The sequence below is a fragment of the Actinokineospora sp. UV203 genome, from assembly GCF_056323665.1.
Map to the genome: position 1 here is coordinate 812177 of NZ_CM150484.1, position 22329 is coordinate 834505.

The 22329-nt window shown below is 70.7% G+C and carries 20 protein-coding genes; 2 read left to right on the forward strand and 18 right to left on the reverse strand.

Going from position 1 to position 22329, the window contains the following annotated elements; translation table 11 throughout:
- Nucleotides 1-9: 9 nt before the first annotated feature.
- The 7 genes from pucD to uraD form a co-directional block, all read right to left on the reverse strand.
- Entirely contained in the window at nt 10-2316 is a 2307-nt protein-coding gene (gene pucD, locus ACUZ2Y_RS03715; RefSeq protein WP_476326890.1) for a xanthine dehydrogenase subunit D, read from the reverse strand.
- Nucleotides 2317-2386: 70 nt separating this feature from the next.
- Entirely contained in the window at nt 2387-3751 is a 1365-nt protein-coding gene (locus ACUZ2Y_RS03720; RefSeq protein WP_476326892.1) for an 8-oxoguanine deaminase, read from the reverse strand.
- Complete coding sequence (locus ACUZ2Y_RS03725; RefSeq protein ID WP_476326895.1) at nt 3748-4218, reverse strand: (2Fe-2S)-binding protein; 471 nt, start codon at nt 4216-4218, stop codon at nt 3748-3750. Before ACUZ2Y_RS03725 ends, ACUZ2Y_RS03720 begins: the two co-directional genes overlap by 4 nt.
- The gene (locus ACUZ2Y_RS03730) at nt 4218-5072 is read right to left on the reverse strand and encodes an FAD binding domain-containing protein (RefSeq protein WP_476326897.1); all 855 of its coding nucleotides are present in this window, start codon (nt 5070-5072) and stop codon (nt 4218-4220) included. The genes ACUZ2Y_RS03725 and ACUZ2Y_RS03730 overlap by 1 nt, the downstream gene beginning before the upstream one ends.
- Nucleotides 5072-5950 (reverse strand): factor-independent urate hydroxylase, encoded by an 879-nt coding sequence (gene pucL, locus ACUZ2Y_RS03735; protein ID WP_476326899.1) that lies wholly within the window; start codon nt 5948-5950, stop codon nt 5072-5074. The genes ACUZ2Y_RS03730 and pucL overlap by 1 nt, the downstream gene beginning before the upstream one ends.
- Nucleotides 5951-5954: 4 nt before the next feature.
- Nucleotides 5955-6266 (reverse strand): hydroxyisourate hydrolase, encoded by a 312-nt coding sequence (gene uraH / locus ACUZ2Y_RS03740; protein WP_476326901.1) that lies wholly within the window; start codon nt 6264-6266, stop codon nt 5955-5957.
- Complete coding sequence (uraD, locus tag ACUZ2Y_RS03745; RefSeq protein WP_476326903.1) at nt 6263-6775, reverse strand: 2-oxo-4-hydroxy-4-carboxy-5-ureidoimidazoline decarboxylase; 513 nt, start codon at nt 6773-6775, stop codon at nt 6263-6265. The genes uraH and uraD overlap by 4 nt, the downstream gene beginning before the upstream one ends.
- Before the next feature lie 139 nt (nt 6776-6914).
- On the opposite strand from uraD, the gene ACUZ2Y_RS03750 reads away from it, so the two are divergent.
- Nucleotides 6915-8459, forward strand: a complete 1545-nt coding sequence (locus tag ACUZ2Y_RS03750) for a PucR family transcriptional regulator (RefSeq protein WP_476326905.1) — start codon at nt 6915-6917, stop codon at nt 8457-8459.
- A 10-nt stretch (nt 8460-8469) separates the two neighbouring features.
- On the opposite strand, the gene ACUZ2Y_RS03755 is transcribed toward ACUZ2Y_RS03750, so the two are convergent.
- Genes ACUZ2Y_RS03755 through ACUZ2Y_RS03765 form a run of 3 tightly spaced genes read right to left on the reverse strand, consistent with a single transcriptional unit; the run spans nt 8470 to nt 12271 of the window.
- Nucleotides 8470-9696: an MFS transporter gene (locus ACUZ2Y_RS03755; RefSeq protein WP_476326907.1), complete on the reverse strand. Its 1227-nt coding sequence runs from the start codon at nt 9694-9696 to the stop codon at nt 8470-8472.
- Nucleotides 9693-11072, reverse strand: a complete 1380-nt coding sequence (locus ACUZ2Y_RS03760; protein ID WP_476326909.1) for a hypothetical protein — start codon at nt 11070-11072, stop codon at nt 9693-9695. Before ACUZ2Y_RS03760 ends, ACUZ2Y_RS03755 begins: the two co-directional genes overlap by 4 nt.
- A 59-nt stretch (nt 11073-11131) precedes the next feature.
- Nucleotides 11132-12271, reverse strand: coding sequence for a GNAT family N-acetyltransferase (locus ACUZ2Y_RS03765; RefSeq protein ID WP_476326911.1), 1140 nt, complete (start codon nt 12269-12271; stop codon nt 11132-11134).
- Between the two features lie 145 nt (nt 12272-12416).
- Between ACUZ2Y_RS03765 and ACUZ2Y_RS03770 the strand changes: the two genes are divergently transcribed.
- A complete protein-coding gene (locus tag ACUZ2Y_RS03770) occupies nt 12417-12914 on the forward strand; it encodes a GNAT family N-acetyltransferase (protein WP_476326913.1) in 498 nt (165 codons plus the stop codon).
- 249 nt (nt 12915-13163) lie between these two features.
- On the opposite strand, the gene ACUZ2Y_RS03775 is transcribed toward ACUZ2Y_RS03770, so the two are convergent.
- From ACUZ2Y_RS03775 to ACUZ2Y_RS03810, 8 genes are all read right to left on the reverse strand, one after another.
- Nucleotides 13164-13820: a YdcF family protein gene (locus ACUZ2Y_RS03775; protein ID WP_476331569.1), complete on the reverse strand. Its 657-nt coding sequence runs from the start codon at nt 13818-13820 to the stop codon at nt 13164-13166.
- 290 nt (nt 13821-14110) lie between these two features.
- Nucleotides 14111-15091, reverse strand: coding sequence for an allantoicase (alc, locus tag ACUZ2Y_RS03780; protein ID WP_476326915.1), 981 nt, complete (start codon nt 15089-15091; stop codon nt 14111-14113).
- Complete coding sequence (allB, locus tag ACUZ2Y_RS03785; RefSeq protein WP_476326917.1) at nt 15088-16422, reverse strand: allantoinase AllB; 1335 nt, start codon at nt 16420-16422, stop codon at nt 15088-15090. Before allB ends, alc begins: the two co-directional genes overlap by 4 nt.
- The gene (locus ACUZ2Y_RS03790) at nt 16419-17531 is read right to left on the reverse strand and encodes a glycerate kinase (protein ID WP_476326919.1); all 1113 of its coding nucleotides are present in this window, start codon (nt 17529-17531) and stop codon (nt 16419-16421) included. Before ACUZ2Y_RS03790 ends, allB begins: the two co-directional genes overlap by 4 nt.
- A gap of 14 nt (nt 17532-17545) precedes the next feature.
- A complete protein-coding gene (gcl, locus tag ACUZ2Y_RS03795) occupies nt 17546-19309 on the reverse strand; it encodes a glyoxylate carboligase (RefSeq protein WP_476326921.1) in 1764 nt (587 codons plus the stop codon).
- Nucleotides 19310-19342: 33 nt separating this feature from the next.
- Nucleotides 19343-20218, reverse strand: coding sequence for a 2-hydroxy-3-oxopropionate reductase (locus ACUZ2Y_RS03800; protein WP_476326923.1), 876 nt, complete (start codon nt 20216-20218; stop codon nt 19343-19345).
- 13 nt (nt 20219-20231) lie between these two features.
- Nucleotides 20232-21041, reverse strand: coding sequence for a hydroxypyruvate isomerase family protein (locus tag ACUZ2Y_RS03805; RefSeq protein ID WP_476326925.1), 810 nt, complete (start codon nt 21039-21041; stop codon nt 20232-20234).
- A gap of 100 nt (nt 21042-21141) precedes the next feature.
- Nucleotides 21142-22329: a DUF6986 family protein gene (locus ACUZ2Y_RS03810; RefSeq protein WP_476326927.1), complete on the reverse strand. Its 1188-nt coding sequence runs from the start codon at nt 22327-22329 to the stop codon at nt 21142-21144.

Genomic DNA, 22329 nt, shown 5'->3' on the forward strand with positions numbered 1-22329 from the left:
GCCAACTTTCTAGGCAGTCCCGGTGATGTCTTCCGGACGGACGGGGACGCGCGGGATGGCGAGTCCGGTCGCGGCTCGGATGGCGGCGGCGATCGCGGGGGTGGCCGAGATCGTCGGCGGTTCACCGACACCGCGCAGGCCGTATGGCGCATGCGGGTCGGCCAGTTCGAGCACGTCCACCTTCATGGGGGGCATGTCGAGGATGGTGGGGATCAGGTAGTCGGTGAAGGACGGGTTGCGGATCTTGCCGCCCTTGACCTGGATTTCCTCCATGACCGCGAGGCCGAGGCCTTGGGCGGAGCCGCCGTGGATCTGCCCGACCACGGCGTCGGGGTTGATCGCCTTGCCGACGTCCTGCACACAGTCCAGGGCGACCACGCGCACCAGGCCGAGGTCGACGTCGACGTCGACCACGGCGCGGTGCACGGCGAAGGCGTACTGGACGTGGGCGAAGCCCTGCCCGGTGGTGGGGTCGAGTGCCTCGGTGGGGCGGTGGCGCCACTCGACGGTCTCGTCGATCGCGTCGTCGCCGAGCACGTCGGCGAGGTCGGCGAGCACCCCGAGCCGGTCGGAGACGATCTTCCCGCCGTCGAGGCGCAGCTCGCCGTCGACGTTGAGTCGTTCCCGGGCGAGGTCGAGGACCATGGCGCGGACCTTCTCGCAGGCGGCCTTCACCGCGCCGCCGGTCACATAGGTCTGCCGGGAGGCGGAGGTGGAGCCGCCGCTGCCGACCTGGGTGTCGGCGGGGTGGATGGTGACCCGCTCGACGCCCAGTTCGGTGCGGGCGATCTGCGCCTGCACGGTGACCAGGCCTTGCCCGACTTCGGCGGCGGCGGTGTGGACCATGGCGGTGGGTTCACCTGCGATGATCTCCAGCCGCACCCGGGCGGTGGAGTAGTCGTCGAACCCCTCGGAGAAGCACACGTTCTTGATGCCGATGCCGTAACCGACACCGCGCACGACACCTTCGCCGTGGGTCGTGTTCGACACCCCTCCGGGCAGTTGCCGAAGGTCGTAGCTGTCGGTGGGGGCGGCGGCGGGCAGCGGCATCGCCTGGACCCGGCGCAGCAGCTCCGCCACGGGGGCGGGGCTGTCGATGACCTGCCCGGTCGGCATCATCGAACCCTCGGACATGGCGTTGCGCACCCGCACCTCGACCGGGTCGAGCCCGAGCTCGGCGGCCAGTCTGTCCATCTGGGACTCGTAGGCGAACGCGGCCTGCACCGCGCCGAACCCGCGCATCGCACCACACGGCGGGTTGTTCGTGTAGGTGCCCCAACAGTCGATCGACACGTTCGGCACCTCATACGGGCCGACACCGAGGGTCGCGGCGTTCGCGACGACCGCGCCGGTGCTCGACGCGTACGCGCCGCCGTCGAGGAACATCCGCGCCTTGACGTAGACGAGTTTCCCGTCGCGGGTGGCGCCGTGCTCGTAGTACATCTTCGCCGGGTGGCGGTGCACGTGGCCGAAGAACGACTCCTCACGGGAGTAGACCATCTTCACCGGGCGACCGGTCCGCAGCGCCAGCATCGACGCGTGCACCTGCATCGACAGGTCCTCCCGTGCGCCGAACGCGCCGCCGACACCGGCCAGGGTCAGGCGCACCTTCTCCGTCGGCAGACCCAGGCACGCGGCGACCTGCTTCTGGTCGACGTGCAGCCACTGGGTCGCGATGTAGAGGTCGATGCCGCCGTCCTCGGCCGGGACGGCGAGCCCGGACTCCGGGCCGAGGAAGGCCTGGTCCTGCATGCCGACCTCGTACTCGCCCCGGATCACCACCGGAGCGGTCACGTCCTGGTCGCCGCGGCGGATCGGTAGGTGCCGCACCACGTTCCCGCCGGGGTGCAGGTCCGGCGCGTCGGTGGAGTGGACGGCCTCCTCCATGTCGGTGAGCGGTTCGAGGACCTCGTAGTCGACGACGATCTTCGCGATCGCCCGGCGCGCGGTCTCCGGGTGGTCAGCGGCGACGATCGCGACCGCTTCGCCTTGGTAGCGCACGATGTCGGTGGCGAGGACGGGCTGGTCGGAGTGCTCGAGACCGAACAGCATCTCTCCGGGCACGTCGTCGTGGGTGAGCACGGCGTACACGCCGGGCACTTTCAGTGCCTCGGTCAGGTCGACGGAGTTGATGCGGGCGTACGGGTGCGGGGAGCGCAGCGTGGCGCCCCACAGCATGTCGTCCATCCACATGTCGGAGGAGTAGGCGAACTCGCCCTTGACTTTCAGGGTGCCGTCGGGGCGCAGCGGGCTGGCCCCCACGCCGCCGCTGATGGGCGTGGTGATGCGGTCCGGGGCGGTGGTGGGTCGGCTCATGCGGTCACCTCACAAGTTCGGTGACTCCACTCGCGAAGGCACTGTGACATTGGTTCGCTCGCAGGTTCGTTCATCCGGAACACCTCGACAGGAGCGTGCGGTGGGCGGCGCGGGCGGCGGCGGCGAGTCGCCGTTCGTCGGCCATGCTTAGGTGGTCGTCCTCGACGACGGGCTTGCCGCCGACGAGGAGCAGGTCCAGTGGTGGGCGTGGGCCCAGGACGAGGGCGGCGACCGGGTCCTCGATACCGGCGTGACCCAAGCCGTCGATCCGCCATACGGCGAGGTCGGCGAGTTTGCCGGGTTCGATCGAGCCGATCTCGTCGGCGCGGCCCAGGCAGGCGGCGCCGCCGATGGTGCCCAGGCGCAGTGCGTCCCGTGCGGTCAGCGCGGCGGGGCCGCCGCGCAGGCGGGCCACCAGGAGCGCTTCGCGGACGTCGTCGATCAGGGAGCTCTGCTCGTTGGACGCGGCGCCGTCGACCCCGAGGCCGACCGGCACACCGGCGTCGAGCAGGGCGCGGACCGGGGCGATGCCGGCGCCGAGGCGGGCGTTGGAGGTGGGGCAGTGCGCCACCCCGGTGCCGGTCTCGCCGAATCGCTTGATCGCCACGTCGGACAGGTGTACGCAGTGCGCGAGCCACACGTCGGCACCCAGCCAGCCGAGCTGGTCCAGGTACTCCGTGGGGGTGCGACCGAAGCGCTGCAGGCAGAACTCCTCCTCGTCGAGGGTCTCGGCGAGGTGGGTGTGCAGGCGGACACCCTTGCGGCGGGCCAACTCCGCGGCGTCGCGCATCAGCTCGGGCGTCACGGAGAACGGTGAGCACGGCGCGACCGCGACCCGGACCATCGCGCCAGGGGACGGGTCGTGCCAGCGGTCGATGGCGGCCTCGGTCGCGGCCAGTGCCTCGTCGCGGTCCTCGACGACCGAGTCCGGCGGCAGCCCGCCGTCCGACTGGCCCAGGTCCATCGACCCGCGGGCCGGGTGGAACCGGACACCGATGCGGCCCGCGGCGGCGATCTCCTCGGCGAACAGGTCGCCGCCGTCGCGGGGGAACACGTAGTGGTGGTCGGTCGTGGTGGTGCACCCGGACTTCGCGAGCCAGCCGAGTGCGGCCTCGGCCGCACCGGCCAGGACACCGGTGTCGATGCGTGACCACACCGGGTACAGCTCGCTCAGCCAGCCGAATAGGGTCGCGTCCTGCGCCAGCCCCCGGGTGGCCCACTGGTAGAGGTGGTGGTGGGTGTTGACCAGGCCGGGGGTGACGACACAGCCGCTGCCGTCGATGCGCCGCACGTCCCCGCCCCGCACGGGCGGCGCGGAACCGGGGCCGACCGCGACGATGCGGTCGCCCTCGACCACGACATGCCCGGACTCGTGCTCAGTGCCCGCCGCGTCGACGGTCGCCACCGCGCAGTCCTCGATCACCAAAATGGTCATGATGCGGCCTTGCGGTCGGCGGCCAGGCGCACGGCGTCGAGGATCTTCTCGTACCCGGTGCAGCGGCACAGGTTCCCGGCCAGCGCCTCCCGGATCTCCGGGTCGCTGGGCTGACACCGGCGCTCCAACAGGTCGTGGGTGGCGACGATCAGGCCGGGTGTGCAGAAACCGCACTGCACCGCGCCCTTCTCCACGAACGCCTGCTGCACCGGGTCGAGCCGATCCCCATCGGCCAGACCCTCCACAGTGGTCACTTCGTGGCCCTCGACCTGACCCGCGGCGACCAGGCACGAACACACCGGCACCCCGTCGAGGTACACCGTGCACGACCCGCATTCGCCCTGCTCACAGGCGTTCTTCGAGCCGGGCAGACCCATCCGCTCACGCAGCACGTACAGCAGGGACTCCCCAGGCCACACGTCGTCGGCCTCAAGGGCCTCGCCGTTGACTTTGCAGCGAAGTCGCATCAGTTCCTCCGGTAGGAGTCCCAGGCCCAGCCGAGCGTGCGGCGGGCCATGACGGACAGGGCATGGCGGCGGTAGTCCGCGGTGCCGCGGACGTCGTCGATCGGTGACGCGGCTTGGGCGACCAGCTCGCCGAAGCGGACCAACACGCTGTCGCGCAGCGGACCCGGCGAGTCCCACTCCAGCTCGCCGGCGATGAACGTCTCCGCGTCCAACGCCCGACGCGGTGTGGGCGCGGCGGAGCCGACACCGGTGCCGACCGTGCGGGTCGACGGGTGCAGCGCCAGCCCGAACGAGCAGACCGCGATCACCATGGCGTTGCGGGTGCCGATCTTCGCGAACTGCTGCGGACCGTCGGCGGCGGCGATGTGGAACGCGGCGATCAGCTCGTCGGGCTCCATCGCGTTGCGCTTCACACCTTTGTAGAACTCCGCGGCCGGGATGCGGCGGGTGCCGCGCACCGAGGCGACCTCGATCTCGGCGGCCGCGGCCAGCAGCGGCGGATGGGAGTCCCCGGCCGGTGAGGCCGCCCCGAGGTTGCCGCCGACCGTGCCCCGGTTGCGGATCTGCGGCGACCCCACGGTGCGGGCCGCCATCGCCAGACCGGGCAGCGACGCCCCCAGCTCCTCGATGATCCGCGCGTAGCTGACCCCCGAGCCGACCCGGAACCCGTCGCCCACCGCGGACCACTCCCGCAGCTCGGCGATCTCGGTCAGATCCAGCAGCGCGCCGGGCCGGCGGACGTCGAAGTTCAGCTCGACCATGATGTCGGTGCCGCCCGCGATGGGGGTGGCGTCCGGGTGCTCGGCCTTGATGGCCAACGCCTCGGACCAGGTGGCGGGTTTGAAGAACTCCATCATTCGCTCCAGGCCAGTCCCGGCTCCGGCGAGTCGTCGCGGAGCACGGTGCCCTCGATCAGCCCGTAGGGGCGGTCGGCGGCGAAGAACACCTCGTTGTCGTTGTCCAGGTCGAACGCCGAGAGGTCCACGACGAAGTGGTGCTTGTTCGGCAGCGTCAGCCGCACCTCGGCGACCTCCGGCCGGTTCTCCAGCACCCGCTGACCCATCGCGTAGAGGGTCTGCTGCAGGGAGAGGCTGTGCGTCTCGGCGAACGCCTCCACCAGGTGCTGCCGCGCCTGCGCGTAGGACTTGCCCCAGTCGCTGTCCTCCGAGGCGTGCCGCCAGCGCGCGGTGACCGCCGTGGCCAGCACACGGTCCGCTGTCTCGCGCAGCGTGGTGTACGGATCGCGGATATATCCCCAGAACTCCGACGCGGTCGAGTTCAGCACCACCAGGTCCTTGAGGCCGGAGACCACCCACGCCTTCGTGCCGTCATAGGTGACAGTGGCGGTGCGGGTCTCGACCCCGGAGCGCTGGAACGAGTGCGGGGCGGGCGCACCGCCCACCGACAGCCGCTCCCAGGCGAACTCCTCGATCGCCACGCGGGCGGAGTGGATGGTGGGCTGCGAGTCGACGAAATGCTTCGCCAGCCGCAGGCCGAACTCCTCGATCTCGCCGACACCGTGCTCTTTGGCGAAGGCGAACACCGTGTTCTTCTGCGTGTCGGTCGGCAGGACCTTGGAGTTGTCGCCGGTGATGTGCGTGTCGGTCATGTCGCCGCTGAGGGCGACGCTGACGTTGAGATCCTTGATCTCGTGCACGGAGCCGTTGCGGGTCACGTGCACCACGCGGGTCTCGGCCTTGCCGTACTGGTTCGGGCCCAAGATGATGGCCATAGGGTCAGCTCCCTCGGTAGGTCGAGTAGGCGAATGGGCTCAGCAGCAGCGGAACGTGGTAGTGCTGCTCGGGGTCGTCGATGCCGTAGGTGATGACGACCTCGGGGTAGAAGGCGGGCACGCCGAGACCGGAGAAGTAGGCGCCGGTGTCGAACACCAGGCGATGCGTCCCGGCGGTCAGCGGGCCGAAGTCACGGACCCGCCCGTCAGCGTCGGTGACAGCGGTGGTGGTGCCCTCCGGGGACTCCAGGCGCACCGACATCGCCGCGGCCGGTCGTCCACGGGTGCTGTCCAGGACATGCGTGGAAAGACTCATGGGATGGTCACCAGCTTGTGCAGCCGCAGGTGGGTGATCTTGCGGAGTTCGGCGTGCACCACACCGCGCTCGGTCGCCGGGTCGTTGCCCAGCCGGGCCCGCAGGTTCGCCAGGATCTCCGCCGCGGCCAGCCCGGTCGCGCAGATCAGGAACACATGCCCGAAGCGCTCCTCGTAGGCCCGGTTGCCCTCGGCCACGTCCTGCAGGGTCTGACTGGCCGCCTGGCTCGCGGCGGACTGCTCGCCCCGAGACCAGGCGGCCTCCCGGTCAGTGCCACCGGCACGGTCACCGATGCGAGGGTGCGCGGCGAGCGCCTCGGTGATGTCGGCCCAGCCGAGATCGTCGAGCGCGGTGTCCGCCGCGTGCGCCGCCGCGGACAGGTCGGTGAACGGCCGCCCGGCCGCCACCTTGCCCGCCCACACACGGGAGGCGCAGCACGTGCGCAACTCCCGTTCGGCGTCCTCCGGTGCCAGGCCGTTGAGCCAGGTCAGGCCGGGTATAGCGGTCATCGCGGTGATCCCCTCGATCTCGTGTCGCTGTGAGCAGAAGCACACCAGTTCGAGGGGGGAGGGGCCTAGGGGCGGCGACCACGAAACAAGTCCGATGTGGAGCGCCCCATTTGGAGGATCCTCCAACTAGGATCTGTGGATGCGGGTCCGCGATCTGGTCGACAAGCCCGAGCTGGGGCTCACCGTGCTGGCGGGGCAGGAGTCGCTGGACCGGCCCATCCGGTGGGTCTACACGACCGACCTGCTCGACCCCGGCCGGTATCTGAGCGGCGGCGAACTGGTGCTCACCGGCCTGATCTGGCGGCGTTCGGCCGAGGACTCGGAGACGTTCGCCGCCGCCGTCGCCGCCGCTGATGTGGCCGCGGTCGCCGCCGGTGACGCGGTCTACGGCGAGATTCCTCTCGACCTGGTCGAGGCGTGCCGCAGGCATGGGGTGACGCTGATCGAGGTGCCGATCGCCATCTCGTTCGCGACCGTCACCGAGGACGTCAGCCGCAGGCTCGCCGAGGAGAGCGGCAGCGGGATCGCCGGCGTGCTGAGCAAGCGGCGGCGGCTGGTCAACGCGATCGCCGAGGGCGCGGGCCTGGCCGGGCTGGTGCGGGTGTGGTCGCAGGACAACGAGATCCCGTGCGCGCTGCTGTCCACCTCGGGGCGGCAGGTCACCTCAGCGGCTGCCCTCGCCGAGTCCGATGTGGACTTGCTGGTGCGTGCTTTCCTTACGGTGCAACAGGTTCCGGCGGTGGTTCGGTTGGCCGGTGACCGGCGGATGAGTGTGTTCCCGGTCGGGACGCGCGGTCTAGTCGGGTGGTTCCTCGCTGGTGAAGGCGTGCATGATCAGTGGCCGCGTGAGGCGCGCGAATCGGTGCTGGAACTGGGCAGCCTGGCCGGGGTGGAGCGCTCGCGGACTGAAGAGGGGGCACGGGCACGGCACCGGTTCGGCGACCAGATCATCCCGCTGGTCACCTCCGCGGTGCGTGATCCGGCGGAACTGGCGGCCCGGCTGCGGGCGGCGGATCTTGAACCGGAGGGGGCGTTCGTCGCGGTGGTGGTGACGGCGGAGGGCATGACCGGCCCGGTGGACGTGCCGCGAGCATTGCTCGATGAGTTGCTGGGGCCGGTGTTCCCGTCGCTGATGGTGGCGCGCGTGGGGGTGGAGACGGTCGGGCTGATCCCCGTGGGTTCAGCCGCGCACGCCCCCGCGGTCGCCGACCTGTTGCGCAACGCGGGCGACCGAATGCAAGCGGCGATGGGCAGGCGGCGGCTGGTGATCGGGGTCAGCGGCGCCGCGCTGGGGGCAGCGGCGCTGCGTGGGGCGATCGAAGAGGCGCGGCACGTGCGGGGGCTCGCGCAGCTGCGGCACGCCCGGGTGGCGGTGGCGACCGCCGACGAGGTCGACTCGCACATGCTGCTCATCGCCTCGGTGCCCGACGATGTGCGGCAGACGTTCCAGACGCGGGTCCTGGGGCCGGTGCTGCGCTACGACTCGTCGCACAACTCACAGCTTGTCGCCACGTTGCGGGTGTTCCTGGAGTGTTCCGGGTCTTGGCAGCGGACCGCTGAGCTGCTGCATGTGCATGTCAACACGTTGCGGTACCGGATGCAGCGGGTCGAGGAGTTGACCGGGCGGTCGTTGTCCTCTTTGGAGGATCGGGTGGATCTGTTTCTGGCCCTGCGGATTCACTAGTTCGGGGAACTTAGTCCTCCTTGTCCCAGCGGAGCATGGCGGGCATCGAGACGATGGTGACCAGCATGGACAGCACGCCACCGACGATCCACGGGGCGATCAGGCCGAACTCTTTGGCGATGAAGCCGCCGCACAGGGCGCCGAGGGGAATCGCGCCGTAGGTGAGCATCCGGCTCGCGCTGGTGACCCGGCCCAGCAGGGCGTCGGGGATCAGCCGCTGCCGCGCCGAGAGCGACACGACGCTCCACAGGGTCACCGCGGTGGAGAACGCGGTGAACAGCAGCACGACCGTGACCGGGTCCCGGCCGACGAGCCCGATGGCCAGCCAGGCGAACGGGCAGACGATCTGCGCGCCGATCGCCACTTGGCGGGCGCCGAATCGGGTGACGGCTCGGCCGCTGATCAGGCCGCCGAAGACCCCGCCGATGGCCATCGCGCCCAGCAGCAGACCGAACCCCTGGTCGCCCAGGTGCAGGACCTCGCTGGAGAACAGCACCAGCACCGACAACGCCATCCACTCGCAGAAGTTTCCCGCGCCCGCGCCCAGGGTGAGCACCCGCGGCAGGCGGTTGCGGAACAGCCAGCGCAGGCCTTCGCCGATCTCGGCGGCCATCGACCGCCGCGGGCCGGTCGCCATGGGCGCGCCCACCCGGCGCACCCGTGCGATGAGGATCACCGAGACCGCGAACGTGATCGTGTTGAGCCAGAACGGCAGCGGCATGGCGAAGGCGAACAGTGCCCCGCCCAGCGGCGGGCCGAGGAACTGCTTGGATACCATCTGCGTGGTGATGAGCCTGCCGTTGGCGGTCTCGAGGTTGTCCCGCCCCACGATCGAGGGCACGAACGCCTGGCTGGCCGCGGTGAACAGCACCTCGGCCGAGCCGATGCCGAACGCCAGGACGAACAGCATCCACAGCTGGGTCATGCCGGTGGTGGCGATCACGGCGATCAGGACGACCAACGCGCACTGCGTGAGCTGCGCCAGTGTCATCAGCCGCCTGCGGTCGTGTCGGTCGACGACGACCCCGACGACCAGCGCGAGCAGCCAGGGTGCGGTGCCCGCGGTGGCCACCCCGGCGATGAGCTGCGGGTCGGCGCTCAGCGACTTGGCCATGAGCGGGAGCGCGGCCAGGAGCACGCCGTCGCCGAGCGTCGCGATGAAACTGGCCCCCCACAGGTAGTGGAACGCGCCGGGCAGCTTCGTGCGGGCGGGCGCCACCGCTCCTGTCTGCGTCATCGGTTCTCCTCGATGTGGAAAACGCCCGCCGAGCGGACGCTGCGATTGGTGGCCAGGCCGATGACGGCGCTGCGGTCCACCGGCGCCACCCGGGCGTGCACGCCCGCGAAACCCGTTGGCGTGTAATAGAACCCGTAGACGGCGTGCCAGGCCTCGGGTTGCCCGTCGGCCCAGGCCTCGGGTTGCCCGTCGGCCCAGGCCTCGGGTTGCCCGTCGGCGCCGATGGCCGGTTCGGTCCTGGGGATGACCCTGCTCTGGATGACCGCGCTCGTCGACGCCGCCGTGCGCAGCGCGTCGTGCCACTCGCGCTCGGGGGTCTCCCACCCGGCGACGATGCCGTGTCCGCCGAACTGGTCGGTGGGCTTGAGGATCAGCTGCTCGCGCTCGGCGCGGCACCGGTCGAGCAGGTCGGGGTCGGTCCGCAGGGACGCCTCGCTGAGCAGCCGGGTCCACGGGACCACCCGGTCGATCATGGTCCGCTCCTGCGCCGAGAAGGCACCCGACCGACCGTGGTCGGACAGCAGCGCCAGGCACCCCTTCTCGACGAACAGGTTCGACTCCAGCGGAGTCCAGAGCACCACGTCGCCCGTCTCGTGCAGCTTGCAGATCCGCTCGACGAGGGCGAGCGCCGCCGGGTCGGCGAGCACCTGCTCGGTGTCGAAGCACCGGTAGACGATGTCGACCCGGTCGCCGCCGAAGAACAGCCGGTCACCGCGCACGGTGAGGTCGCCCAGCTCGCCCAGGTGGCACCGGATCCCGCAGTCGCGCAGGGCGTCGCGCAGCGGCTGCCAGGCGGCGATCCACTCGCCCAGAGCGCCGGGCCCCTCGACCAAGGCGACGACCGGGTCGTCACCGGCGACGCCGCGGAGCGTCGCCGCCAACTCCGTCGGGCTGTGCGTGTAGCCGAGGCGGTGTTCGGCGGCGAACGCGGCGAACGCTTCGTCCCGCAGGAACGCGCGGGGCACCTCGCCGCTGCGGTCCCAGCCCCCGTGGTCGCTGCCGATCCCCAGCTCCAGCACCCGGTAGGCCTCGCCGTCGTGGTAGACGTCCGCGCGCCCGGTCGCGGGCGGCGCCACCCCCAGCCGCCGCATGAGCGCGCCGCGCTCCCCGTCGACGCCCGCGGCGTCGGCGAACCGTTCGAGGTCGCCGTTGAAGAGCCGCCGCGGTAGGTCGAGCAGCAACCCGGTCAGCTGGTGCAGGTCCTCGCCGAAGGCCCGCAGCTCCGCCTCGCCCACAAACAGCGGCCGGTCAAGGAACTGCCCGCCCCAGGCGGCGAGTGACGCCGCGCTCCGCACCTGCTCGATCGCCGCGCTCAGGCGCGATCCGGGTTCACCGGCGGCCGTGAGGTACGCGCGCGTCACCGCGTCGGAAGACATGATCGGATTGTCCTTCGCAGGCGGCGGACGTGGTTCTTCGTGGTTGCTCAGTGCGCGGACTACAGGAATGGCTGCCAGGCGTCGTCGTCGACCGCGTTCGCCGTCGCCGAGGCGGCTTTGAGTTCGCCGTACGCGGCCGCGTTGTGCGCGCGAATCGCCTGCTCCGCGCCCGCGAGCACGCTGTCCTCGGTGAGGTCGACCAGCCAGAGCGGCCGCAGTTGGGCGCCGCGCATCGCCTTGGCCTCCATCGCGCCCACACCCGCGTGCAGCCACTGGATGCCGAGTTGGGCGGCGCATTCGATCTGGGCGTAGTAGACCACGCTGAAGTACTCGCAGCCCGCCAGCCGTTCGTAGTCGAATCCCACCCACCGCAGGAACGCCGTGCCCCGCCACACGTAGTAGAGGCAGAAGCCGACCACCGATCCGTCCGGTGTGGACAGCAGCGCCACCTGCGCCGCGTCGCCCATGTGGACCGCGTGGCTGCGCAGCGCCGCCAGCTCGACCTCGGGTGCGGTGGGGTGCCCGTACTTCGCCTGGGTCGCGCTGGCCACCGCACCCAGGCGCTGCCAGCACCGGGTCAGCCGCACCTGCTCGATCCGGTAGCCGCTGTCGCGGAACTTGCGCTGCTCACGGCGGACCATCGTGCGCCGCTTGCTTGACAGCGACGCCTCCCACGCCGTCCGGTCGCCCCCCGGCACCTCGACCCAGGCGTCCGCGTCGAGCAGGACCGGTGTCGTCGTCACCCCCGCGCGACGCAAGGCGAGCGCGTCCTCGGTGGTGACGTACATCGCCACGCACGACTGCCCCTTGGCCGCCGCCCGCAGCTGGTCGACCACATCACCCAGCGCGGGCGGACTCGACGACCCGAGAATGTGCGCCTGATACCCCTCCCGCGGGCCGACGAGGATCCCCTCCGGGGCGGGGGCAGGCAGACCCGCGGCGGTCAGGACGCCGTGCCAGCGATACCGCCCGAACAGGGAGTCCCCGGCCCGCGCATAGGGGACCGCGCACACCGGCGCACCGTCCCGATAGGACACCGCGGCGGCGCTCTCCCCACCGAACTCCGCCGCGCAGTACCCCAACCAGTCCGCGGACGAATAGAAGTGCGCCCCGACGAATCCGTCCCAGGCAGCCGCCGACAGCCCGCCTAATCGCGGGCCCGCCCGCTCGGTCTCGGCGTCCGCGTGATCGATGCTCATGGTGGTCCCCTCACCTCGGCGGCGTCGACCGCAGTATCACGACGCCACTTCGAGGGGTCTTCTCGCTGCGTGCGGAGCTTCACCGGTCGAGGGGTCCGGGTGGCTCGCACCGGTTAGCGTGGGAATCCCAACGACGAGGAGCGAGATGGACTACCGCACGTTCAAACGGAAACTCGACGCGCCGCCGGACGCGGTCCCGGAGCGGCTGACGTACGAGGATGTCGTCGCCAAAGCGATCACCCGCGCGGACCTGCGCGAGGACGTGCGCGGCATCAACGCCAGCCTTGACCTCATCCGGCAGACCCGGGGCGGCCAGTGGCCGACCGAGCCGGTCACCGAGGAGTACAACTTCGTCGACCTGGTCTGGCATGAAGCCGAGTTCCGCGACGGCGGCTCCTACACCTACGCCCTGTACGACACCGACGACCGGTACCTCGGCTGCTGCTACCTGTACCCGATGGGCGGGCGCACCCCGCTGACCGAGGAAAACCTCGACCATGACGTCGACGTGAGCTGGTGGGTCACACCGACCGCCTACGACCAGGGCTACTACACCAAGCTGTACCGCGCCCTGCGGCACTGGCTGGCGGAACTGCCGTTCAAGAACCCGTACTACTCCAACCGTGAGATGCCGTCGGACTGATCAACGGGCGGTTGCCCAGCTGGACATGACCACCCCGGCGCCCGGCCTCGGCGAGTGCGGCCGACGCGGGTATCGACCGGCGGATCAAGTCCAGCTGGGTGACCGACCGCTGGGCCTCGCGCGCGGGAGCGCGACGTCCGCGCAGATATCGGTAACCGGGCCTAGGCGGCACTGCTTCGGCTTTGCCGCTGTTCTCAGACACCAAGGTCCCGCCCCGGCGCTGGGTCGCGGTGCGAAGGCGCCCGCGAGCTAGATCAGGCGGCTGGTGAAGCCCGCGTCGACGAGCCGCTGGTAAGCGGCGTGCACGGGCTCGGGCACGTCCTGCTCGATCGCGAAGCCGAGGCGGGCGTACTCGGTGATGCGTTGGGTGTCGCCGACAAGCATGTTGATGACGCGGTCGACGTCGCCGATCGTGGCGATGTACTCGTCGAGCGGCAGCGGCCGGGATGAGCAGATGACCTCGACCTCAGGCCAGACCTTGCGGCAGGTCGCGTACGCGCGGCGTTGCTGGTAGGGCCGGGAGATCAGCATGACCGAGGTCGGGTGGATGCCTGCGTCGGCAAGAACTTCGCGGGTGTTGGTGAGGTTCTGACTGGTATTGGTGGCCTCGGTCTCGATGAGGATCGCGTCGGCGGGGACGCCGAGTTCGATGGCATGCTCGCGGTAGTGGACGGCTTCGCCGCGGGGGAACCGCTCGATGGTGGTGGGGGCGTTGGCGCCGGTGAACACGATCCGCTCAAACTGGCCCTGCTGGTAAAGCTGCGCGGTGTGGATGGCGACGCCAAGGTCGTGGGAGCCCAGGCCGATGCCGACGTCGCAGCGGCGGGGCTGGTGGCCCATGTCGTGGTAGGCCCACAGGGTTTCGACATCGGCCCGCAGGTTCGCGGGCAGTTCGGTGGTCGCCATGACCGGGAAGGTTACGGCCGGCGCGGGGTCGGTGCCGTGCACGCCCATCCGGTACGCCAGCTCGATCGCTCGCTCCGACGGGCGTGGGTGGCGGATCATCTCGCGGACGAGGATGCGGGAGAGCCGGTGGTAGCGGACCTGCTCGGGGGCGTAGTGCTCCGCGTCGAGCAGCAGCGCGAGGGCTTCGTCTGCGCGGTTCCAGCGCACCAACGCCCGGCTCGATCTCACCGGCGTCGAATGGATCAACTCCGACCGCATCCTCGCGGCCGTCAACCGACCCCGCTGACCACTCAGCGCTGGGAGTCGGTGTAGCGCTGCATCAGTCGGGCTTGCCCCTGCGCGGTGAGTGATCCGTAGACGCGCAGCCGCCCGAACCCGCCGTCCGGGTAGGTGTCGACTCGGATGTCTCGTACCGGTGTGGGCACCTCGACCATGAACAGGTGTCGGGTGTCTGGCTGCAGCCGGGTGCGCGGGATCAGCTCCACATCGCCGCTGGTGAGCCGGAACCAGCCGGGGGCGTTCCCCACGAAGTGCGTCGTGTCGATCTCGACCTGCCGGACCACACCTTCCTCCGCGAGTCGTACCTCGACCCACTCGTTGCCGTCATCGCGGCGCCGGGCGGTTTCCCAGCCTTCGCCCATGGTTCGGGCCTTGCCGGGCAGCAGCAGGTTCGCCGGGCCGCCGAAGAACATGTTGGAGCAGCCCGTGATCACGCCGCCATTCTCCATCGCCGCCAGGTCCAGCGGAACCCCGTCGAACAACGCCGGGTCCGGCACGACCTCGCCGTGCACGCGTAGTCGGGCCACACCGCCGTCGGGGAAGATGTTGAGTCGCACGTGGGTGAACCGTTTGGCCGAGTCGACCGCGAAGAGGTTGCGGGTGTCGCCCTTGAGCGCGGACTTCGCCACCAGCTCCACCCAGTCGGCGTCGGCCAGTTCCTCCGGGCTCGGGTAGCCCGTGACCGCCGCGCCCTCGACCGTGCAGTGTTCCGGGTAGTTCCCGACGAACCACGCCGTGTCCACCACGACGCCACGGACAATGCCGGGGACACCGAGCCGCACGATCGCCCAGTCATGCCCCGGTGAGCGCCTGCGGCGGGTTTCCCAACCGTCGTAGATTTGGCCTTTGTGGCCGAAGGTGTGGGGTTGGTAGACGGCCGCCGTGGGGCGGATCAGGTTTTCCCGTTCGGCGAAGAGTTCGTCGTTGGCGGCGACCACGCCGCCGCCCAGGGTGCGCACGGCCAAGTCGGGCAGGTCGGTGAAGTCGGTCATGACTCTCCTCGGGATATCAGCCGGCCGTGCGGCCGTTCGGCGATGCGGGTGCCGCGCAGCCAGGTGTCGCGGACGACACCGATCAACGCGCGGCCCGCGTACGGGGTGATGGGGTTCTTGTGGTGCAGGGCCGCCGGGTCGACCACGAACTCCGCGTCGGGGGCGAACACGCAGAAGTCGGCGTCGGCGCCCACCGCGATGCGACCCTTGTTGCTCAGCCCGGCCAAACTCGCCGGCCGCTCGGCCATCCACTCAACGACGTTCGCCAGGGTGTGGCCGCGTTCGCGGGCGCCGGACCAGACGGCGGGCAGACCCAGCTGGATCGAGGAGATCCCGCCCCACGCGACCGCGAAGTCACCGAGGTCGAGTCGTTTCAGCTCCGGGGTGCAGGGGGAGTGGTCGGACACGACGCAGTCGATGACACCGTCGGCCAATGCCTGCCACAGCTGTTCGCGGTTGTCGGCTTCCCGGATCGGTGGGCAGCACTTGAACTGGGTGGCGCCGTCGCCGATCTCCTCGGCGGTGAAGCTCAGGTAGTGCGGGCAGGTCTCCACGGTGAGCCGGACACCTTCGCCGCGCGCGCCCGCGATCATCGGCAGGGCGTCGGCGCTGGACAGGTGCAGGATGTGCGCCCGGCACCCGGTGCGCCGGGCCAGCTCGATGACCTGCGCGATAGCCACATCCTCGGCGACGCGGGGCCGGGACCGCAGGAAGTCGGCGTAGGCGGCGCCGGGCTCGTGGGGGGCGTGGTCGATGGTGTCGGCGTCCTCGGCGTGCACGATCAGCAGTCCGTCGAACGCGGCCACCTCGCGCATGGTCTCGTCGAGTTCCGTGGCGGTGAGGTGCGGGAACTCGTCGACACCGGAGTGCAGCAGGAAGCATTTGAACCCGAACACCCCAGCGTCGTGCAGTGGTCGCAGTGCCGCGACGTTGCCGGGGACCGCGCCGCCCCAGAAGCCGGTGTCGACCCACACTTGCCCCTCGGCGGCCTTGCGCTTCACTTGCAGCGCGTCGACGTCGACCGTGGGGGGAACGCTGTTGAGCGGCATGTCGACGATCGTCGTGACCCCACCGGCGGCAGCGGCGCGGGTGGCGCTGGCGAAGCCCTCCCATTCGGTGCGGCCGGGTTCGTTGACGTGCACGTGGGTGTCGACCAGCCCGGGCAGCAGCACCTCATCGTCGGCCAGGTCGATCACCTGAGCGGCCCGCACCGGGGTATCGAAGGGTTCGATGGCGGCGATGCGCCCGCTGCGGACACCCACCCAGCAGGCCTGCTCACCGGACCCGGTGATGACCCGCCGCGCCCGCAACACCAGGTCGAAGTCGGTCATGGAGAAACCTCCAAGTGGGTGGCGACCCGCTGGGCGGCGAGCCGTTCGAGCAGTGGGCCAGCCTCGGCCATGCAGCGGTCCGGGTCGGGTTCCAGGTCGGTCAGGGCGTACGCCCCAGCAAACCCCGCCGCCGTCAGGTCCGCACGGGCCAACTGGATCCGACCCGCCACGGCGACCACCGGGACCCCAGCCGATCTTGCCGCCGCGGCCACCCCAGCGGGTGCCTTGCCGCGCAAAGTCTGCTCGTCGAGCGAGCCCTCACCGGTGACGACCAGCCGGGCCTCGGCCAGGTGCTTGCCGAACCCGAGCACGTCGAGCAGGTAGGCGATACCCGGTCGCAGGGTGGCGCCGAGGGCGAGCGCGGCGAACCCGACCCCGCCCGCGGCGCCCGCCCCGGGCTGGTCGGCGGCATGGACACCGGTCGCCTGCCGCACCGCCACCGCCCACCGGGCCAGCGCGTCTTGCAGCATCCGCACCTGGGCGGGGTCCGCGCCCTTCTGCGGCCCGTACACCGCCGCGGCCCCGTGCGGGCCGAGCAGCGGGTTGTCCACGTCGGAGGCGACGACGATCTCCGCCGTTCGCGCCCCTGGGTGCAGCCCGCTCAGGTCGACGCGTTCCGCCTCGGTCCAGGCGTCGACCTCGATGCCGTGCCGGTCAAGGAAGCGTGCACCGAGTGCCCGCAGCAGACCCGCACCACCATCGGTGCACGCCGACCCGCCGAGACCGACGACGACGGTGCGCGCGCCCGCGTCGAGCGCCGCGCACACCACCTCCCCAGTCCCGTACGACGACGCCCGCACCGGCTCCAGCACGCCGCCCGGCAGCCGCGCGAGTCCCGACACATCGGCCAGCTCGACCACCGCGACCCCGTCCCGCAGGGCGTACCCGGTGTCGACCGGCGCCCCGGTCGGGCCGCTCGCCCGGACCCTGACCAGGTCGAACCCGCCCGCGACCACCGCGTCGAGGGTGCCGTCGCCGCCGTCGGCCACGGGCACCTCCCGCACCGCGAGACCGGGCGCCACCGACCGCAACCCGGCGGCGATGTGCGCGGCGACCTCGCGGGCGGTCAGCGAGCCCTTGAACTTGTCCGGAGCGACCAGCACGTCCATACCCTGATCCTCGCTCAATCGAGCGTGAGGACGGCGGTCGGCGCGTGCTCCGGTCGGGTGGCGAGTTCCTCGAACTCGACCACGTTGTCGATCTCCGTGCCCATCGAGATGTTCGTGACCCGCTCCAGGATGACCTCCACGACCACGGGCACCCGGAACTCGGCCATCATCGACTTGGCCTTCTCGAACGCGGAGAGCAGGTCGTCCGGGTCGGTCACCCGGATCGCCTTGCAGCCCAGCCCTTCGGCGACTTTGAGGTGGTCGACTCCGTAGGCGCCCAGCTCCGGGGAGTTGATGTTCTCGAAGGACAGCTGCACACAGAAGTCCATGTCGAACCCGCGCTGCGCCTGCCGGATCAGCCCGAGGTAGGCGTTGTTCACGACCACATGGATGTACGGGATGGCGAACTGCGCGCCGACCGCCAGCTCCTCGATCATGAACTGGAAGTCGTAGTCACCCGAGAGGGCGACCACCGGGGTGTCCGGGTCGGCGACACTCGCGCCGATCGCCGCGGGCAGCGTCCAGCCCAGGGGACCGGCTTGGCCACAGTTGATCCAGTGCCGCGGCCGGTACACGTGCAGGAACTGCGCCGCCGCGATCTGCGAGAGCCCGATCGTGGTGACGTAACGGGTGTCGGGGCCGAACGCGCGGTTCATCTCCTGATACACCCGCTGCGGCTTGATCGGCGTGTTGTCGAAGTCCGTGCGTCGCTGCAGCGTGCGTTTGCGGGCCTGGCACGACTCGGCCCATTCGGTGCGGTCCGGGAGGGTGCGTTCCCGCGCGATCTCGACGAACAGCTCCAGCGCCGCCCGCGCGTCCGACGCGATCCCGTAGTCGGGGGCGAAGACGCGCCCGATCTGGGTGGGCTCGATGTCGACGTGGACGAACTTGCGGCCCTGCCGGTAGGTGTCGAGGCCGCCGGTGTGCCGGTTGGCCCAGCGGTTGCCGATGCCCAACACGAAGTCCGACTCCAGCATGGTGGCGTTGCCGTAGCGGTGCGCCGTCTGCAGGCCGACCATGCCCGCCATCAGCGGGTGGTCGTCGGCGATCGCGCCCCAGCCCATCAGCGTCGGCACGACCGGGACACCGGTCAGCTCGGCGAACTCGACGAGCAGGTCGGCGGCGTCGGCGTTGATGATCCCGCCGCCCGCGACGATCAGCGGGCGCTCGGCGGCGGCGAGCATGTCCAGCGCCTTGGAGATCTGCGCGCGGGTTGCCGCCGGCTTGTAGACCGGCAGCGGCTCGTAGGTGTCGGGGTCGAACTCGATCTCGGTGAGCTGCACGTCGATCGGCAGGTCCAGCAACACCGGCCCGGGACGACCCGAGCGCATCACGTGGAAGGCCTGCTGGAACGCGCCCGGCACCTGGGCGGCCTCCAGCACGGTCATCGCCATCTTGGTGACCGGCTTGGCGATCGAGGTGATGTCGACGGCCTGGAAGTCCTCCTTGTGCAGCCGGGCCACCGGGGCCTGCCCGGTGATGCACAGGATCGGGATCGAGTCGGCCGCCGCGGCGTACAGGCCGGTGATCATGTCGGTTCCCGCGGGACCTGAAGTCCCGACGCAGACACCGATGTTGCCCGGCTTGGCCCGGGTGTAGCCCTCGGCCATGTGCGAGGCGCCCTCGACGTGACGGGCCAAGACGTGGTCGATGCCACCACTGGCACGCAGCGCGGCGTAGAACGGGTTGATGGCGGCGCCGGGCAGCCCGAAGGCGTGCGTGACGCCCTCGCGCTTGAGGATCTCGACCGCGGCGCGCGCGGCGGTCATGCGTGGCATTGCTGTTTCCCTTTCATAGCAGAGTTCCCCTACTCAGCGGCCGGACAGTTCTTGGACGAGCTTGAGCAACCCGGAGTGGTCCAGGGCGCCGTCACCACGCGCGACAAGGGACGCGACGAGCTGGGAGACCACCGCGCCCAGCGGGATCGCCACACCGGCGTCGCGAGCCGCGGCCTGCACGATGCCGAGGTCCTTGTGGTGCAGGGAAAGGCGGAAGCCGGGAGTGAAGTCCCGCTTGAGCATGTTCGCGGCCTTGCGGTCGAGGATCGCGTTGCCCGCGAGCCCGCCGGCGAGGACCTTGATCGCCGCGTCCATGTCGACGCCGTGCGCCTCCAGGAACACGATCGCCTCGGCGACCAGCTCGATGGTGCCGGCGACGATGAGCTGGTTGGCCGCCTTCACCGTCTGCCCCGCGCCGTGCGGCCCGACGTGCACGACCGTCTTGCCGACCGCGTCCAGGATGGGCTTCGCGGTCTCGAAGTCGGCGGAGTCTCCACCCACCATGATCGACAGGGTGGCGTCGATCGCGCCCTGCTCGCCGCCGCTGACCGGTGCGTCCAGCACCCGGACACCTTGTGCCACAGCGGCTTCGGCGACCGCGCGGCTGGTGGCCGGGCGGATCGAGCTGCAGTCGATGAGCAGCAGCCCGGGCTTCGCGTTGGCCAGCACACCGTCGTCGCCGAGGACCGCGTCCTCGACGTCGGGGGAGTCGGGGACCATCGTGATCACGATGTCGGCGTCGCGGGTGGCCTCGGCGATGCCGCTCGCCGCGCGCCCACCGGCGGCGACGAGCCGGTCGATCGGCGGCTGGCTCAGGTTGCAGCCGACGACGTCGTACCCGGCCCGCACCAGGTTGGCGGCCATTGGGCCACCCATGATCCCGAGTCCGATGAATCCGATCGTGGTCATGTCTACTTCTCCTCTACTTGCTTGACCGGCGCTCGCGTGGCAGCCACGCGAAGCTCTCGACGGTCGTGGTGCTCGGGACGTATTCCAGGCCGACCCACCCGCGGTAGCCCGCCTGCTCCAGCCGCGCCAGGGCGGCGTCGACAGCGAGGTCACCGGAGCCCGGCTCGTGCCTGCCGGGGGCGTCGGCGATCTGGACGTGCGCGGTGCGGTCGGCGTACTCGTCGATGACCTTGTCCAGGTCATCTCCGTTCACAGACAGGTGGAACAGGTCGGCGAGGAACCGGACGTTCGCCGCGCCGACTCGGTCGATCACCGCGAAGGCGTCGGCCGCGGTGCGCAGCGGGTAGGGCTGCGGGCCGCTGACCGCCTCGATGAGGACCGTGCCGCCGATGCGGGCGACGGATTCGGCGGCGTGCGCCAGGTTCTCCGCGCCCACGTCGTCCTGGGCGGCGGGGTCGACATCGGCGATCCGGTTGCCGTACAGGGCGTTGAAGGCTCGGCAGCCGGTGCGCACGCCGATCTCGGTGACCAGTGCGACGTTGTCGCGGAACTCCTGCTCGCGACCGGTCCAGGAGACGAGCCCCCGGTCGCCGCCGGGCATGTCGCCGGCGAAGAAGTTCAAGCCGACCAGCTTCACGTCGGCGTCTTCCAGGGCCGCGATGAACGCGTCGACCTCGCGGTCGGCGGGGACAGCCTCGGCGAACGGCCACCAGAACTCGACCGCGTCGAAGCCCGCGTCCTTGGCCGCGCGCGGCCGTTGCGGCAGCGGCAACTCGGTGAACAGGATCGAGCAGTTCACCTCGAAGCGGAGCGAGTGACCCACCGCGACCTCCGGGATTTCGTATTGTGGAATTAATGTTTTGCTGTGTGAAAACGACAGTACGAGTCGGGGCGTCGAGAATCAAGGCCCTCCGGTGCTGGGATCAGCCGACTCGGCGGCAGGCGAAGCTGTCGAGGGTCGCGCGGTCGAGCCCGGTGAGCTCGGCGACCTCGGTGTCGTCGGTGGCGCCGCAGTTCAGGCCGCGCACGACGAACGCGGCGAGGGCTTGGGCGGTGGCGGGCTCGTCAAGCACCCCACCTCCGGTCTGTTCCACGTAGTCCCGCAGCCGTGCGGCGGCGGCGGGAAGGCCCTCCCGGAAGAACCCGTAGGTCGCGGCGTACCGGGTCACCAGTTGGGCGGGGTGCAGGTCCCAGCCCTGGTAGAAGCCCCGTTCCAGCGACCGGCGCACCAGCCGGGCGTGCAGGCGCCACGCGTCGGGGGTGCTGTCGCCGACCGGCAGGACGTTGGTGGACCCGTCGGAGAGCCGGACCCCGGTGCCCGCCGCGGCGAGCTGCATGACCGCCTTGGCGTGGTCGGCCGCGGGATGCTCCATGCTCTGGTTGGCGGCGGAGATGCCCAGGGCCGCGCTGTAGTCGTAGGTGCCGTAGTGCAGGCCGGTGCAGCGCCCGACGGCCACGTCGATCATCCGGGCGACCGCCGCCGTGCCGTCATGGCCGAGGATCGCCTGCGGTGTCTCCACCTGGATCTCGAAGCGGAGCCTGCCGGGCGGCAGTCCGTGCGCCACTTCGAGCCGTTCGCACACGACGGTCATGGCCGCGACCTGCTCGACCGCGGTGACTTTCGGCAGCGTCACCACGAAACCTTCGGGCAGGGGACCGGCGTCCAGCAGCGCACCCAGGAACAGGTCGAGGGTGCGTACACCGCGCCGCCGGGTGGCGGCCTCCAGGCCCTTGAACCGGATTCCGACGAACGGCGGCATGTGGCCCCGCGCCATCGCCGCCGCGGCTGTGCGGGCGGCGGTGTCCTCTTCGTCGTCGGGTCGGTTGCCGTAGCCGTCCTCGAAGTCGACCCGCAGGTCCTCGATCGGCTCGCGATCCAGCTTGTCGACAACCCGGGCGCGCACCTCGTCGTCGAGATCGAGTGGGTGTTCGGCCAGCGCCCGGGTCGCCTCCGCGCCCCACTCGAGACACAGGTCGGCGTGGAACCGGTCGGCGGGCACGTACACGGTGTGCACCGGTTGCCGGGTCGGGCTGTCGCCGGGATACCGCCGGAGCAGGTCCGCGTCGACCGGGGCGAGCAGGGCGTCCAGTTCGCTCAGCAGCTCGTCCAT

Coding starts and splice junctions, on each gene's coding strand:
- pucD (WP_476326890.1), bottom strand. CDS start 2,316: ATGAGCCGACCCACCACCGCCCCGGACCGCATCACCACGCCCATCAGC.
- ACUZ2Y_RS03720 (WP_476326892.1), bottom strand. CDS start 3,751: ATGACCATTTTGGTGATCGAGGACTGCGCGGTGGCGACCGTCGACGCG.
- ACUZ2Y_RS03725 (WP_476326895.1), bottom strand. CDS start 4,218: ATGCGACTTCGCTGCAAAGTCAACGGCGAGGCCCTTGAGGCCGACGAC.
- ACUZ2Y_RS03730 (WP_476326897.1), bottom strand. CDS start 5,072: ATGGAGTTCTTCAAACCCGCCACCTGGTCCGAGGCGTTGGCCATCAAG.
- pucL (WP_476326899.1), bottom strand. CDS start 5,950: ATGGCCATCATCTTGGGCCCGAACCAGTACGGCAAGGCCGAGACCCGC.
- uraH (WP_476326901.1), bottom strand. CDS start 6,266: ATGAGTCTTTCCACGCATGTCCTGGACAGCACCCGTGGACGACCGGCC.
- uraD (WP_476326903.1), bottom strand. CDS start 6,775: ATGACCGCTATACCCGGCCTGACCTGGCTCAACGGCCTGGCACCGGAG.
- ACUZ2Y_RS03750 (WP_476326905.1), top strand. CDS start 6,915: ATGCGGGTCCGCGATCTGGTCGACAAGCCCGAGCTGGGGCTCACCGTG.
- ACUZ2Y_RS03755 (WP_476326907.1), bottom strand. CDS start 9,696: ATGACGCAGACAGGAGCGGTGGCGCCCGCCCGCACGAAGCTGCCCGGC.
- ACUZ2Y_RS03760 (WP_476326909.1), bottom strand. CDS start 11,072: ATGTCTTCCGACGCGGTGACGCGCGCGTACCTCACGGCCGCCGGTGAA.
- ACUZ2Y_RS03765 (WP_476326911.1), bottom strand. CDS start 12,271: ATGAGCATCGATCACGCGGACGCCGAGACCGAGCGGGCGGGCCCGCGA.
- ACUZ2Y_RS03770 (WP_476326913.1), top strand. CDS start 12,417: ATGGACTACCGCACGTTCAAACGGAAACTCGACGCGCCGCCGGACGCG.
- ACUZ2Y_RS03775 (WP_476331569.1), bottom strand. CDS start 13,820: ATGGCGACCACCGAACTGCCCGCGAACCTGCGGGCCGATGTCGAAACC.
- alc (WP_476326915.1), bottom strand. CDS start 15,091: ATGACCGACTTCACCGACCTGCCCGACTTGGCCGTGCGCACCCTGGGC.
- allB (WP_476326917.1), bottom strand. CDS start 16,422: ATGACCGACTTCGACCTGGTGTTGCGGGCGCGGCGGGTCATCACCGGG.
- ACUZ2Y_RS03790 (WP_476326919.1), bottom strand. CDS start 17,531: ATGGACGTGCTGGTCGCTCCGGACAAGTTCAAGGGCTCGCTGACCGCC.
- gcl (WP_476326921.1), bottom strand. CDS start 19,309: ATGCCACGCATGACCGCCGCGCGCGCCGCGGTCGAGATCCTCAAGCGC.
- ACUZ2Y_RS03800 (WP_476326923.1), bottom strand. CDS start 20,218: ATGACCACGATCGGATTCATCGGACTCGGGATCATGGGTGGCCCAATG.
- ACUZ2Y_RS03810 (WP_476326927.1), bottom strand. CDS start 22,329: ATGGACGAGCTGCTGAGCGAACTGGACGCCCTGCTCGCCCCGGTCGAC.